This is a genomic window from uncultured Gemella sp. (assembly GCF_963519265.1).
GTDB lineage: Bacteria > Bacillota > Bacilli > Staphylococcales > Gemellaceae > Gemella.
In genome coordinates this window covers 38609-54451 of sequence record NZ_CAUQNQ010000004.1, presented here as the reverse complement: position 1 = coordinate 54451, position 15843 = coordinate 38609, and the positions used below count along the sequence as shown (strand labels likewise).

General features: G+C 25.6%; 12 protein-coding genes. 11 read left to right on the top strand and 1 reads right to left on the bottom strand.

Going from position 1 to position 15843, the window contains the following annotated elements; genetic code table 11:
- The first annotated feature begins 436 nt into the window (after positions 1 to 436).
- From RWN11_RS01340 to RWN11_RS01330, 3 genes are all read left to right on the top strand, one after another.
- Positions 437 to 2038 carry an ABC transporter ATP-binding protein gene (locus RWN11_RS01340; RefSeq protein ID WP_314159997.1) on the top strand — a complete coding sequence of 534 codons (1602 nt, stop codon included), beginning with the start codon at positions 437 to 439 and terminating at the stop codon, positions 2036 to 2038.
- Between the two features lie 157 nt (positions 2039 to 2195).
- Positions 2196 to 3392, top strand: a complete 1197-nt coding sequence (locus RWN11_RS01335) for an MFS transporter (protein ID WP_314159996.1) — start codon at positions 2196 to 2198, stop codon at positions 3390 to 3392.
- Positions 3393 to 3509: 117 nt separating this feature from the next.
- Complete coding sequence (locus RWN11_RS01330; protein ID WP_314159995.1) at positions 3510 to 3899, top strand: hypothetical protein; 390 nt, start codon at positions 3510 to 3512, stop codon at positions 3897 to 3899.
- 210 nt (positions 3900 to 4109) lie between these two features.
- On the opposite strand, the gene RWN11_RS01325 is transcribed toward RWN11_RS01330, so the two are convergent.
- Complete coding sequence (locus RWN11_RS01325; RefSeq protein ID WP_314159993.1) at positions 4110 to 5708, bottom strand: ABC transporter ATP-binding protein; 1599 nt, start codon at positions 5706 to 5708, stop codon at positions 4110 to 4112.
- A gap of 675 nt (positions 5709 to 6383) precedes the next feature.
- Here RWN11_RS01325 and RWN11_RS01320 point away from each other — a divergent pair.
- From RWN11_RS01320 to RWN11_RS01285, 8 genes are all read left to right on the top strand, one after another.
- A complete protein-coding gene (locus RWN11_RS01320) occupies positions 6384 to 7127 on the top strand; it encodes an ABC transporter ATP-binding protein (RefSeq protein WP_314159992.1) in 744 nt (247 codons plus the stop codon).
- Between the two features lie 17 nt (positions 7128 to 7144).
- Positions 7145 to 9553 (top strand): FtsX-like permease family protein, encoded by a 2409-nt coding sequence (locus RWN11_RS01315; RefSeq protein WP_314159991.1) that lies wholly within the window; start codon positions 7145 to 7147, stop codon positions 9551 to 9553.
- Between the two features lie 391 nt (positions 9554 to 9944).
- On the top strand, positions 9945 to 11525 hold the full coding sequence (locus tag RWN11_RS01310) for an ABC transporter ATP-binding protein (protein ID WP_314159990.1): 1581 nt from the start codon (positions 9945 to 9947) through the stop codon (positions 11523 to 11525).
- 124 nt (positions 11526 to 11649) lie between these two features.
- Positions 11650 to 12465 carry an AAC(3) family N-acetyltransferase gene (locus tag RWN11_RS01305; RefSeq protein ID WP_314159989.1) on the top strand — a complete coding sequence of 272 codons (816 nt, stop codon included), beginning with the start codon at positions 11650 to 11652 and terminating at the stop codon, positions 12463 to 12465.
- Positions 12466 to 12663: 198 nt separating this feature from the next.
- Positions 12664 to 13869, top strand: a complete 1206-nt coding sequence (locus RWN11_RS01300) for an MFS transporter (protein ID WP_314159988.1) — start codon at positions 12664 to 12666, stop codon at positions 13867 to 13869.
- A 118-nt stretch (positions 13870 to 13987) separates the two neighbouring features.
- The gene (locus RWN11_RS01295; protein ID WP_314159987.1) at positions 13988 to 14323 is read left to right on the top strand and encodes a hypothetical protein; all 336 of its coding nucleotides are present in this window, start codon (positions 13988 to 13990) and stop codon (positions 14321 to 14323) included.
- A gap of 582 nt (positions 14324 to 14905) precedes the next feature.
- Positions 14906 to 15118, top strand: a complete 213-nt coding sequence (locus RWN11_RS01290) for a hypothetical protein (RefSeq protein WP_314159986.1) — start codon at positions 14906 to 14908, stop codon at positions 15116 to 15118.
- On the top strand, positions 15109 to 15729 hold the full coding sequence (locus tag RWN11_RS01285; RefSeq protein ID WP_314159985.1) for a hypothetical protein: 621 nt from the start codon (positions 15109 to 15111) through the stop codon (positions 15727 to 15729). The genes RWN11_RS01290 and RWN11_RS01285 overlap by 10 nt, the downstream gene beginning before the upstream one ends.
- The last annotated feature ends 114 nt before the right edge of the window (positions 15730 to 15843 follow it).

The following is a 15843-nucleotide window of genomic DNA, read 5'->3' as shown; positions in this document are numbered from 1 at the left end:
AGTGTATGCGAGCATAGCACCATCCCCTTTCATATTGAAGTAGCCACCATCTTTACCGGAAACTAATGTCCCCTAACTTCTCTCTCCAATTTTGATTATATCAAATTAAACGGTGATTATCAATAATTTATAAATATACGTAATATTATAAATTTAACGAATTCTAAAAACAACCTTGAATTTTCAGAAATAACATTGACTAGCAATTTTTTATTTGATATAATTTCTATAATTTAACAAAACGTTAATTGGATTTTATGTTGAGTGGAAAGTTAATCTATAGATTGAATTATTTTAGAATATCAAATATTAAGAAAGAAATTGATTGGCTTCTATGAGAAATTGATTTCTTTTTATTATATTTAGATTTTCAAAGGTTATTATAAAATGAAAACTGAACTTTTAAATAGAAGGACTCAACTAAGGAGTGGGAAATATGAGGAAATTTTTATTTGCGGTAGTTTTATTACTTATTACAGCAGTCTCGGGGATTAATATTTATTTTTCTTATCAAATTAAATATGTTGTTGATGCCCTTACTACTAAAAATGAGCAATTATTCTACAATCAAATTATATATTTATCTGTAATTATTATACTAATGCTTATATGTGAATATTTACGTCAGATTTTAGATACTATTTATCTAAATAAAGTTGGGTTTAATATTCATAGAACACTTGTGGGTAGTTTACTTAGGAATAAACTAGATACAAAGAGTAAAAATTTATTATCTACTGTGAACAATGATATTGAAATGGTGAAAGATCAATATTATAATACGATTTTCTCTCTGTATCAGGGGTTAGTTTATTTTATTTTTGCTATAATAGCGTTGTTCAAATTAGATGTAACAACAGCGTTTTGGGTTATAGGATTGTCACTATTTCCGATTGTAATTCCTAACCTATTCAAAGCATATTTGAAAAATGTTCAAAATACTATTTCTAAACAAAAGGCTAGATATAATGATAAACTTGAAGATTTTTTAGAAGGGTTATTAGTTATTAAAAATAGTGATTCGGCTAATATATTTTATGAAAAATTACTTAATGAATATAAAAAAATAAATAAACTTGTTAATAGAAAGAATATTTTAGCATCACTTGTAAATGTCTTAACAGGATTAGTATTCTACGCTACTATTATTGCTATTTTATATATAGGAGGGCGTCAAGCTCTGTTAGGAAATACTAGTGTAGGGGATATAGTATCTATTTTTACTATTTCTGCAGAGTTAGTAATGCCTATTAATTTGATAACAGCTTCTATAGCTAATATAGCATCGGTAAAAGATATAAAGAGGGAATTAGATTCTAAAGAGAGGTTTGAATATATAGATAGTCATAAAATTATCGATTTTAAAAATATAGAAGTTCGAAATGAAAGTTATAAATTTAATAATAGAGAAATTTTTAGTAATTTTTCAGCTAGTTTTGAAAAGGGTAAAAAGTATTTAATTCAAGGAGATAGTGGTAGTGGAAAATCGACGTTAGCATTATTATTAACGAAAAACCTTGAAGGATGTAATATCTTTTTAAACGGAAAAAATATTAACAGTTATGAATATAACACAATTCAGAAAATAATAACTTATATTCCTCAATATAGCTTTATATTTGTAGGTACGATTATCGATAATCTTACTTTTTATAAAAACATAGAAGCGGATAAAATAATGACCTTAATAAAAGAAACTAGATTAGATGACAAAATTAAAGAAGCTTCTGATTTGATTAATACTACGTACGATAAGAGAAAATCAAATTTATCTGGTGGACAAAAACAAAGGCTAGCATTAATTAGGGCTATCTTACAAGAAAAACAGATTATAGTTTTAGATGAAACATTATCAGGATTGGATAAAGATACATATATTTTAGTTGAAAAATTACTATTAAGTATGAAAGATAAGACTTTAATTCATATATCACACAGATCTTATCCAGAAACTTTGAAAATGTATGATGAGGTATATGTAATGGGGAGTGAATCAAAAGTTCCAAATTTTAAAAAAAGTTTACATGAGCACTCGTAGACGTAGTGATTTATTGATATATAAATTCACCTTATGAAAGCTTTTTAGATATTTGATAAACTTTTCGGAGATGACTCGATAAAATCTCCTTGTCCGAAATCACAATTTTTGAGTCACTTTCATAATATTTTAAAATATAGAGATAGGAGAGTCTAATATGTTAAATAGAAATTTTAATTTATTATGGTTATCACAGATAGTTAGTTCAATTGGAAATAAACTGACTATATTTGGATTTCCATTAGTAGGAATATTCATTTATGATACTACGGTATTAGAAACTTCTATGATTACAGTAATGTCGTTTTTACCGAGCTTACTTTTTGGAACAATAATAGGGGTTGTTGTAGATAGGGGGGATAAAAGGAAAATAGGGATTTTTACAAATATAATTTGTTTTGTTATTTCTATAATATTGTTTGTATTTTCTATTTTTAAAATATTATCACTGTGGGGATTTTACATTTTAATTTTCTTATTGAATACATTCTTATTATTTGGGAGTATATCTTTTTATAGTCAAATTCCTATGGTAGTAGAGAAAGAAAATCTAAAGAAAGCAAACTATAAAATGGAATTAAGTAATAGTGTTATTGATACTGCTGCTCCAAGTGTTGGGGGAATTATATTTGGTTTATTTTCTGCTCCATTTATTTTTATAATAGATGGGATAACATTTGTGCTAGCAAGTTTTTGTCAGATATTACTTCCATGTGATATAGAGAAAGATAAAGTAAAAACAAAAAAGAAATCGATAGTTCACATAAGAGAAGCATATAATTATTTTTTTAATAATCAAATATTATTTAAATTGGCGATGAGTTACTTTGTATTGGTATTCGGTATAGGTATTTTTCAATCGATTCAGTTTTATTACTTAAGTAAGGTTTTAAATGTTGATCCATATACAATTGGGATGATTATAAGCGTAGGGAATATAGGTCTTGTAGTAGCATCGATAAGTTCTTTAAAAATATCTGATACTATAGGAATGGGAAGAACTATAATATTATCATTTATTTTATATGCAGTGGGCTTCACTCTTTATTATTTAAGCAGTGAAGAGAGTACATTATCTTTATTTGTTGCAACGATGTGTATAGGAGCAGCGATGCCTTTATATAATGTGAATGCTACTACAATAAGACAGAGTAATGTTGATTTATCAATGTTGGGAAGTGCTTCTGCTATTTGGAGAATTTTTGGAAGAGGACTTATTCCACTAGGAGCGGCAATAGGTGGAGGTATTTCAACATATTTTTCGGTAAAAATGGCGATATTAATATCGGTTATTATAGTTTTATTAGGTTTTGGTATAGTATTATTTTCTGATGAATTAAAAAAATACACATAACATTACATCACAAATATTTTGAATGCGTTTTTAAAAATGGTATAATATACTTGAATAAGTATAAGTAATTATATTGTATTAGTTAATAAAATAATTTTAAAAGGGAGGAGGAGAAAAATGAATAAGCTTAAAGATTTAGGTTTGTTGGTATTGCAAGTTGAAATAGTAGGTTTCTTATTTATAGCGATGAATAAATATTTAACTAACACTACAAGCTTTTTACCTGAAGCTTTCACTCAAGATAAAACAGATATTAAGGCATATAGTTTAGCTGTATTGGCGTTTATGATATTAGGTATTGCTCAATATTATGTGGTTGACTTATATGACAAAATCAACTGGAAAAAAGCGAGTGTAATTGAATACTTGGTAGAGGTAGCAGGAGTTTTACTAGTATTTATCTATTTACAATTTATAGATAATCTAGTTAAGTTTGTATTTCTATTTGTGTTAGTTTCATTTTTATTTATAATGAGATATTTATACTTTTATAAGAAATTTGCATAAGTTTATACTTTTGAACAAAGTCTGGAGGAAAACACTGTTCAAAGTGTAGAAATTTTTAGTTTAAAATTTTAATTTGGAATGTAGGTATTCAATATAATTATTATACTGCTGTTGCTAGATTATATAAGGGAAAATAAAAAAACGGGGGTGACTTAAAAATCGTGATTTTTGAGTCACTCCCATTTTGTTTAAACCATTTAATAAATCATATTACTGTACTTTTAATTCTACACATTCTGTTAGTTGTTTTTTGATTTCTTCTTGTATATGGTGAGAAATCATTATTAAGGTTAACTTGTTGTCAGCTAAGATATTGTTTTCTATCTGTACTGCTGTTTTTTCATCTAATGCTGAGGTTGCTTCATCAAGAATTAAAATTGGATAATTTCTAATTAAAACTCTCGCAAGAACTAGTCTTTGCTTTTCCCCTCCTGATAGGATTTCTCCCATATTAGCTAGGTTGTGATTTAAGCCGTCAGGTAAAGCTTTAACTCTATCAGCTAAACAAACTTTTTCCAATATTCTCCATATTTCTTCATCTGAATAACTATCATCTAAAGTGATGTTATATCGAATTGAACCGCTGAAAATAGATGTTTGTTGACTCACATATCCAATCTCTTTTGAGAAGTTAATATCATCTTGTATTTCAAGAGGATTTCCATCGATTAATACTTTATCTTGGTTGGATTGTAATTTTCCTAGTAGCAACTTGATTATAGTAGATTTTCCAGAACCACTTTTACCGATTACGGCATATTTTCCACCTTTATTTATATTAAAGTTGAAATTTTTAATGACATGGTTATCTCCGAAACTATAATTAAAGTTTTTAAATTCAATATTTTCTTCAACGTGTGGATAAAGTGTTTCTTTAGCAGTTGATTTAGTTATAACGCTATTTAATATTTCTTTTGTACCGATTACCTTAATATACAGATCAACCAATTGATTGATAGAAGTAAGGTATATGCCTAGTATAGTAGATACCGAAGCTATCGTTCCTATAGTTAATTCATTTTTTAAAACTAAGTAAATCGCAAATATAAAAATTAATAATTCAAGTAACTTCTCGATACTTTGTAAAGTTAACTCAGCAAATGCCATTAATTTAGAAATACTATACTGTTGATCTTCTTTTTGAATCTGACTAGCTTTAACATTTTTTGAGAATAAATTTATCTTACCGATATTTTTTAAATCTTCATAACCTGTTAAATATTCCTTTAAAACTCCAGAGAATTTCCCTGATAAAATTGATAAATTTGTATATCCTACACTAATTTTATTACCGAACTTACCGCTTATTAAAAACATAGCGATTGATGATAATAGGGCGAATACAACAAATTTCCAGTTAATAAGCCATAAAAATACTACTGATGAGATAAATAATACAATAGCACTAAGTAAACCAGTTAATGGTGAGAATAAATACGCAGATAATAATTCAAGTTGATAAGTGTATTTAGTCATATGCTCACCAGAATCAACCTTATTAAATTCTGATTGAGACATAGTTTCTATGTTTTTACTAATTCTATCACCTAGATATATTTTCCATTGTTTAACTAATTGTGCAATTATAATTTTTAACCACGCTCTAAGCATTTCTACTATTATTAAAATACAAATAATAACGCCAACTTTTGTCCATAGAGATCCTGTTTTGTATATTACAGAATCAACAATATCAACACGAGCGTATACAACATAAACAGTCCCTATTGATACTATTAGTGTTAAAATAAACATAATGGATAACTTTAATTTGTTCAATGTTATAACTTCTAAAATATTTTTAATCATATTGCTCTCCTTTGTATAGATTATATTTCTATAGAAGTTATTCAAAAATAGTGACTACCGAGACATCGATTTGTCAATTTCTCCATGAAGTTTCTTAGATCTCTAAAAGCTTTTATAAGGTGAGTTTAGACTACGAATACGAGTTCTCATATAAACTTTTTTAAGATTTAGTTATTTTTGAATCCCCTATAGTATTTATGTAACTTTAATTATACTGACTTTTTTTTTTGTGTCAAGATAATTAGAGTAAGTTTTCTGAAAAATACAATTAATTAAAATACAAAAAAAGATAAGAAATTTTATTGCTAATATAGAAAGAAATATTATATAAGAAAAAGAGATGGGAAATATTATTGTATTTAAATCAATTTTTAAATAAAAAAATGTCGATTTCATAATGTATAAGTATGGGATATTGATTCTTTAAATAAGAAAAATATTTTTATTTGGTAAAAATAAGTTTTATATGTGAAAATATTCACTTTCTATGTTCATTGTGATAAAATACAATTAAAGTAAACGGTTACTTTTGTTTTTTAAAAAAATTCAAATATCAAAGATAAAACAAAAGTACGGTTACATAAATAGTATAATAAAGGGAAGACCAATATATTTTATAAAGTTTAGTTTTATATGTGATGTGAAATATATGGAAGTAATTAATAGGCGAAAAATATGATAAATTTATTGAATATTAACAAAGAAATTAATAACAGAAAAATTATAGATAACTTAAATTTATTCGTGGAAAAAGGTGAATTTATTGTTATTATGGGGAAGAGTGGATCAGGGAAAAGTACCTTATTAAAAATTATTGCAGGTTTGTTAAAGCTAGATAGTGGTAAAGTAGTAATTGATAATAAAAATATTACTAGTCTTAACAATGAGAAACTAGCAGAATATAGATTAAAGAATATAGGGATAGTTTTTCAAGATTATCAACTCCTAGATATTTTTACTGCTTACGAAAACATTATTTTTCCTGCTAGAGTACTAAAAAAGGAAGATACAAAAACAATTAGAAATAAAGCAAATTATTTTATAAAAATGGCGAATTTGGAGAATGAAAAGGATAAAAATATAACTGAATTATCAGGAGGAGAAAAACAAAGAGTAGCATTTGCTAGGGCATTTATGAATACCCCTAAAGTTATCTTAGCAGATGAACCTACAGGAGCATTAGATTCAAAAAACGCAGCTAATTTGATAAAATTTATTCGTGAATCTATAAAAAAAATAGGACAGACGATGATAATGGTTAGTCATGATTCTTATGTTGCTGCATATGCGGATAAAGTATATTTTTTAAAAGATGGAAACATTATTTCAAATTTATCTTTTGACAAGACTAATATAGATATTGATTTAAGTAATCGAGTAGATTTAATACAAAGAGAGTTATTAAAAATTAACATTTAGTTTATGGGGGAGAAGATATGATAAAGAAATATATTTTAAATTCAATAAAATTTAATAGAAATAAAAGCAAAATTCTATTAATATCTTCATGTATAAGTCTAGTATTATTACTAGTTTTTACTCTTATATTCTTCAGTGTGAGTACTGGATTAAAAAATAAAAATAATCAGAAATTTGGAGAATATGATTTACAATTTGGGTACATCGAAAGAAATGTGTTTTTTGATAATGATAAGATAAGGGAGATTCCTATTCCATATGAAAAGTTTAATAAATTATTAGTTTTAGAATTAGAGGATAAATCAACAATTTATGGGCTTGAAAATAATTCTATGGAACTTGCAAAATATCAAACATTAAATGGAAATAAAGAGTTAAATAGTGGTGAAATAGTTATTAATAAAAATTATGCTGATAAGTATAAATTAGAAGTAGGAGATACTATGACTATATATAATAATAGTTATAAAATATCTGCAATTGTTTCTAGTAATATTCAGGATAGTTTATCGTTGAAAATATTTATTAATTTATCTGATTTACAGAAAAATAATAATTATAAAGATAAAGTTAATTTGCTTCAGTTAAAAACAAAAGCAAATAAAGAAGCTATAAAACAAATGTTAGAACAATATTTTAATGATAAAAAATTAAAATATGATAGTATGAAAGGTAAAGAATTAGATTATAAAAAAATAAGAATATATACTCCTTTATTTTATATTATGATAACAGGAATGTTTCTGACATATATAATATCATTATTTGGAATTTTTAAAATGAGAATAAGATCTCGTTTTTTTGAAATGACAGTCTTAAAGAGAATGGGAATTAGTCATAAGTATCTAAATAAAATATTTATAGGTGAAAACTTAATCTTAGCAACAGTAGGATCGGTATTAGGAATATTCTTATCAGGTGGTATATATTTACTTTCTAATAGTATTTTTAAGAAGTTAGATGTATCTTTTGAAATACTTTCATTTTCAACATTTGTTTTTTGTGCAGTTGTATATTTACTGTTAAATCAACTAATAGTTTTCTTAGTAACATATCTGTTGCTAAGAAAAGAGAAAAATAAATATGTAGACGATATTGAGGTTATTCATAAAAAAGATAGTATTATCAATACAAAATTAAGAAGAAAAATTTTATCCTTATTAATAATAAATTTATTATTCTTTGTAATGTCTAATGTATTAGATAATGAAAATTTTAAATATTTAACTGTAGCTATTTTAATAGTATCATTTTTTATAGTGTTTAAGTACTGTTTTGTAGGATTGTATAAATTGTCCGAAAGAGAAAAGTTCTTTGATATTTCATATCCAGTTAAATCATTTGCAAATAATTATAATAAATATGCTATGATAATGAAATTGATGGTTTTATCAATTGTTTTACTATTATTTAGTTTCAATTTTTTATCTATATTTTCTAATAAGGTTAAAGAAAATACTTTAAATCAGTTGCCTGCTGATTATATAATAACAAATGCTGATCAGAATAAAAGTGAGAATTTTGTTAATAATAATGATTTAAAATATATAGAGGAAAACATACAAAGCAATAATATAGTAGAAATATTATATACAAAAGACTATAGAATAGCTTCAAATGTTCCATATAGTGATGATTGGAAAAGATTAAGTGAAAAATCAAAGGTTGATATAAATGAAATAGAAATTATTAAATTAGACATAGAAAAAAGAGATAAACTAAGAACTTTTAATGTGATTTCAGGGAAAAAATTAAATAATAATTTTTTAGATAATGAGTTGATTTTGAATGAAAAGCTTAGGAGATTATTAAATCTACAGGTAGGTGATACTCTAGATTTAAAAGATTCTAGAACAGGGAAATTGGAGAAGTATGTCATATCCACAATAATAGACAATCAATTTTATCCTTATAATTTAGTAGCTATTGCACCTAAAACATCAAGAATAGAAACTTCTAATATCTTATCAGTAGAAGTCTATAATACTGACAACAATACTGATGTTATTAAGAATTATGTGAATTCTAATAGACATTTAGAAGGTCTATATACAAGAGATGTAATAAGTGAAAATTTACAGTTTTATAACTTTGTTTATTTTGGTTTGTTATTTTTAAATATCTTTATTTTAATTATATTTGTAATAAATCTATTTAATTCGATGATATTAAGTTTAGAAGAAAGAAAAGCTGAAATTCAGATATTAAAAAATATGGGAATATCTTTAGACAAAATAAGAACTTTTGTAATTGGAGAAATCTATATGAATTTCATAGGAGTTCTATTATTTTCATTACTAATTATTATATATATTTCATTAGTATTATCTCTAGCGATAGAAGTAAAACTAGTCTTAATGATTTATGGACTGTTATTAGCAAGTTTTATTATATTATTGATATTATCTAGAAGAATTGTAAAATAATAATATAAATTTTAAATATTATTTTGTTGATGAATCTTAAATATGAGAAATTAATACGGACTTTATAATAGAATTTCTTAGTTATTTGTTTTTTGATAGGTGGAAAAATAAAGGCAAGAGAGAAGTTAAACTGTTCAGGTGCGCTTGGGAGTGACTCAAAAATCGTGATTTCAAAGAAATCGATTTTTTAGTCACTCTCAATTATACTGACTTTTTTTTCGTGTCAAGATAATTAGAGTAAGTTTTCTGAAAATTATAATTTTATATTGTTTCTATCTTTTTTCTGTACTATAATAAAGGTATAAATATAAGTTGGTGTTTTACACATTTCTCAAAATTTCCCTTATTAGTATGTTATTAAATTAAGTGGAATTAAAAGTAGGAGGTACTTATGAAAAAATATATTTTAAAATTTAAATATAGGTTCTTATTAATTTGTTTTCTTATATTGTTAAGACAGTTATTTCTTATGAAGAGTAACTTTTTAAATGCAGATGCTATAACTGTGCTTACTAATAGAAATCTACATAGTTTCTTTGAAATTATCTTATTCTTATCAGTTACGTGGATTGTTATTATAGTAATTGATAGGGTGGTAAAGGTAAGAGAGGAGATTTTTATTCAAGATATTGGAATAGATGTTAAGGATAATCTGTCTAGTAGCCTTATAGAATTAGATATTGAAAAGTATAAAGATAATTCATCTGGTGTTTATCAATCTTGGTTTAATAATGATATTCAAATGATTCAAGAAAAAGGTTTGAGAAATATATTTGCTATAATATACAGTCTTTCTGGTGTGGTATTCTCTCTTTATGCTCTATTGAAATATCACTGGATCATTTCTTTAATTACTATTATAGGAACGGGAATATTAATTTATCTTCCAAAAATTTTTAATAAAAAACTTCATAATATGGGAACAGAGGTTACTAAAGAAAATGAGAATTATGTTGCTTCGTTAGAGGAGACGATTCTAGGCTATGATACGTATTTCTCTCTTAATAAATTACAAATAATTCCTAAAAGAATAGCTAATATAAGTAGAATTTTGAAAAATGTATTTGTTAAACAAAGTAAGTTGGAAAGTAATTATTATATGCTTAACTTTGGCTTAAATGTCTTTTTCCAAGTGTTATTAGTTTTTGTTACAGGGTATTTAGTTGTTAAGGATAATTTGGAAATCGGTGCAGTTGCAGCTGTAGGAATGTTTTCTAATCTTGTATTTGATGGTATGAGCCAAGTTGGTTATAGAATAGCATTTATTAAGGGGGCAAAACCTATTATCTCTAAGCATGATGAATTCATGTTAAATAATAAGGATACTCACTTACCCGTTGAATATTCTTTAAGAGAAATATTATTTAAAATAAAAAACTTATATTTCAGTTACGGTGATAAAGAAATTCTAAATAATGTGAATTTTGATATAAAAGAGGGGAATAAATATTTAATAAGTGGAGATAGTGGCGTTGGTAAATCAACATTATTTAAAATAATTACAGGACAATTAAGAAATTATGAAGGTAGTGTAGAGTATTGTAGTGTTGATTTGAAGAAATTATCTACTAAACAAATACTAGAAAAATTGACTATAATTCAGCAAGAAAATTTTGTATTTTCAGGTACTGTTAAAGACAATATAACTATGGGAGAAGTGGTAGAAGACAGTGAAGTAGCTAAATATTTAGAAAAAGTAGGCTTAACACAGAAAGACCTCTTATATTCAGAAGTAGAGGTTCATGGAAAGAATCTTTCAGGAGGACAACGCCAAAGATTGGCTATAGCTAGAGCGTTATTTAATGGTAAAAAAATACTTTTAATTGATGAAGGAACATCAGCTTTAGACAAAGAATCAGCGAAAAGTTTAGTAGAAATGCTGTTAGGAAATAAAGAATTAACGATAATAATGATTAGCCATGACATAAGTGATGAACTAAGAGGAAAATTTGATAATATTATTAAATTGTGATACAAATGAAAGTTAGTAAAAAATGATATAGATTGAATAGAAAAATGAAAATAGGGGAGTGCTCAAAAATTGATTTTCCGAAAATAAGATTTTGAGTAGCTCCCATTTAATAAGGAGGACAAGCATGAGTTATAAGTTTATGAGTGATGCTTTAGATAATAATTTAATGCCAATAGGTAAAAGTGATTTTTTAAATTTATTTAAAGATTTAGAAATAGGAGAAGGCGATATCTTGATTGCACATGTTTCTCTTAGTAAATTCGGTTATATAATCGGTGGTGCAAGATGTATTTATGAAGCACTTATGGAAAGATTAGGAGAAAGTGGAACGCTTGTTGTCCCAACACAATCTTTAGAAAATATGTCTCCAGAGTATTGGGAATATCCTAAAGTTCCTAAGGAGTGGATAGAAAAAATAAAACAGGAAAGTTTATCTTATGATGTTGATCTATCTAGTACACGAGGTATGGGAAAATTTAGCGAGTTTATTATGAATCTAAAACATTCTGTTAGAAGTTCTCATCCACTATATTCTTTTTCAGCAGTAGGAGAAAAAGCACAGGAAATAATAAAAGAGCATCCATTAAATGATGGTTTAGGATACAATTCACCATTGGGGAGATTGTATGATCAAAATGCCAAAATTTTGTTATTAGGAACTGATTTTGAATCTAATACAGCATTGCATCTTGCAGAGTACTCACTAAATCGAAAAACAATAAAAGAAAGTGCTAATGTGGGTGGAGAGTGGTTAGAGTTCTCTAATATCGAATTAGATATATATGATGATTTTTTAACAGTACAGAAAGAATTCTTGGAGAATTGTAAGGAAAGTTATCAAATAAAAGGGATTCAGAAAACATCAGTTCTTTGTATAGATTTAAAAAGTTGCGTAGATTTTGCAAAAGAATACTATAGGAAAAAGGAAGAAGTGAAGTAGAGGGAGCATGATTTTATATTAAAATTTTCAAATTGTTACCACTTTATTTTCATATTATAATAAATATAGTAATTGTTTATATGTTATGAAAAATAAGGGAGAAATTTTTCGAAGGTGTATTTAAAAGCTATAAATTCACATATTATTAAAATTTTAGAATAAGACATGAGAGACTATGGAATAAAAAGGAATTGATTTATGAATAAATATATGAGTGTTTTAAAAAATGTTGATTTTATAAAGTATTTTTTTTCGATTAACTTCACAACATTAGCGCAATCATTTGTTAGTATAAGCATTATCTGGTTGATTTATGAAGAAACTAAAAATCCATTATTGATAGCTATTTTTGGTGTGTTGACTCAATTACCAGCTATAGTTTTTGGACCATTAATATCAAAAGTGTTAGACAGGTTTAATATTGGAAAAGCAATGTTCTTATTTTTACTACTAAGAGCTGGTATTTTTCTGATTATATTCTTATTACCGTTTAATGATAAGATATCTTTAAGTATTATAGGATTATTGATAGGCTTGAATAGCGTTATAGGAATTCCTTTATCAGCAGGAGGAGATATAATAATAAAAGAGGTGTGTGATGATGAACAATTAGTAACAGCTAATGCATTGATGATAATATTTTTCGACATCTCTTATATCTTTGGTTCGATTTCTGTTGCGATAATGGGAGTGCTAGGTAATAATAGAATAGCTTTCATAATAGGTGCTGTATTATTTTTCATTTCAGCGATAATAATAAGTACAATAAAAAGTGACGAGATATTTAGTAACAGTGAAAACAGACAGGAAAAATATACAATATTTAGTTCTATGAAGTATATTGTAAAAAATAGTGAGATATTCCTTATGACAATTAATACGACATTGTGGAATATGTTTACTTGGGGAAGTTTTATCGTTTTATTACCAATATATGTAGAACAAAATTTAAATAATGATAGTGTAGCGTATGGAATATTAAATTCTTTACAATCTGTTGGTATTATACTGGCTTCGCTTATAATAGGTTTGCAATTTATATCAAAAATTAAAATAGAAAAATTAATTTGCTTAGGTATTATAGTGCATTGTTTATTATTGATACTGTTTTATTTTAGTACGAATATTATTCTTTCAGTAATTATACTTATTATAGCAGGAATCGCTTCAGCACCAGTACTAATTTATAAAGCAACATTTTTTCAAAGAAAAATTTCTAGAAAAATAATGGGGCAAGTATTATCATTAATCCTAGTTTTAGGAAGTGTCTTGTATTCTCTAGGAGGCATAATTATAGCGTTTCTGATAGAAAAATTAGGAAAAGAATATTTTTCATATATAAATTTATATTCTTTAATTATCATTATAGTAATATCACTAATGAGTCTTAAAAAAATATCGTAGATTTATCTGTTATAAATTAAAAAATACTTTTACAGATTGAATTAAAGGTATTTATTTGGTATGAGAGAATGATATAATTATATCTGTAAATAAGTACAACAGAAAGGGGAAAATAATTATGGATCCTATGATTGAAAAAATGTTTAATGATAATTTACTAAATTTTAAAGTTATTGTTGAACTAGTAGATTATTTAAGGGTTAAGTACGGTGAAGAACCGTCATTTACATTTGCTTGTTTTAAAAATGGGTTAAATATAGAGCAAACTGAAGATTTGCTTATTTTCTATTCAGACATTACTGATGAAATAGCAGCCGAGGATATACATTTATTAGATAGAAATTTATTAATAGAAAAAACTAAAGAAAAAATTCCAAATTTGACAGATGATAATAAAATTGGAGAAATAGTAGACAGTTACATTAATTGTTATTTTTTGTTAAAAGATGAATAAATTATAGTATCAGATTAAGTTATTACTAAATCAAGAGTCTGTTTTTTGAAATTAATGGGAGAATAAAGTGAGGAAGAATAGATTTAATAATTTAAAATTAGTACATATGTTGTTAATTATGAAAAAGGATGATTAGAAATTATGAAATCAAAGAAAGATTTTTTTGAAAAATTATTAATTTATACATTTCCGATTATTATAGTAGTAGATATTATAAATAGATATTTAATTAATAATTATATGCTGTATATTTTAAACAATATTATGTATGTAGGATATTTTATAATAATTCTTGTGTTTCTTTTCAATAAAAATAAGAAGAGAAAAAGGAAAGAAAAGAGTTAAAAGACAATAAAAGGAGAGATTGTATAATCAAATTAGACATTTGGTGTATTTTATTCCTCCAAGGGAGTGACTCAATAAATCGATTTCTCCGAAATTACGATTTTTGAGTCACTCCCTTTTTTTATGCCTATTAGAATAGCAATTTTGGAAAATTTCCATGTTGTTTTTTTTCTATAAAAGAATTAATTTATCTTGATTTTTAGCTGAGGAAATGGTATATTTAGTGTATGAAAGTGTATGATTATAAATAAAGAGGGAATGATATTTATGGCTACAAAAAGTTTTACAGCGGATATTAAATTTAATAGAAAAAATGCTGATAGTTTAATAAAAGCTTTAGAGTCTACAAAAAAAGCAAAAACTGTTGAGGTTTCTAATGTAGAAACAATAAAAGATTTAAGTTTAATTAAAAAGATGTTTTCTTCTAGAAAGGAAAAAGAATGTCTTTAAAAATTATAGGGTTGCAATCATTACTAAAAGCACTGGATAAAGAAACTGTCCAAGAAATACTAAATAAATTTGAAAGTATTCCTAATACAGAAACTGGAAAAGTTAATGATGTGGAATACTTTTTACATTCTAAAGCTATTCAATTTGAAAAAATGGCAATTTCTACCACTCATTTGATATTTAGCGAACACAAAGGAAATGACGTATTAGTAGGATATTTTTCAGTAGCAAATAAACCTCTGACTATGTCGAAAAGAAATTATAGTAACTTATCATCTTCTCAAAAAAGAAAATTATGTCAGGGAGGAAGAAAAACAGAAAGTGGCGGTTATGTTTTAAACAGTTATCTCATAGGACAAATTGGTAAGAACTATTCAAAAGAAGCATTACAAACAAGAAGTATAACAGGAAACATGATTCTAACCTTAGCGTATGATACATTATTGCAAGCAAAAATGATAGTTAATGCAAAATACGTTTGGTTAGAATGTGCTGATACCCCTAAACTTTTAGATTTTTATAAGTCTTTTGGTTTTTCAGAGATAAAGGATTATACATCTGAAAATAATCTAAAGCTATTATTAATGAAATTAGAAGAACAAAAAAATTAATTCAATCTTTATATTTATGACTTACCAATTAAGGTAGGTCTTTTTTATTTCCGCTTATAATAGAGATTTTTAAAAATTTCCGTTAAAATAAAAAAGTTTAAAAAAAACTCTTGA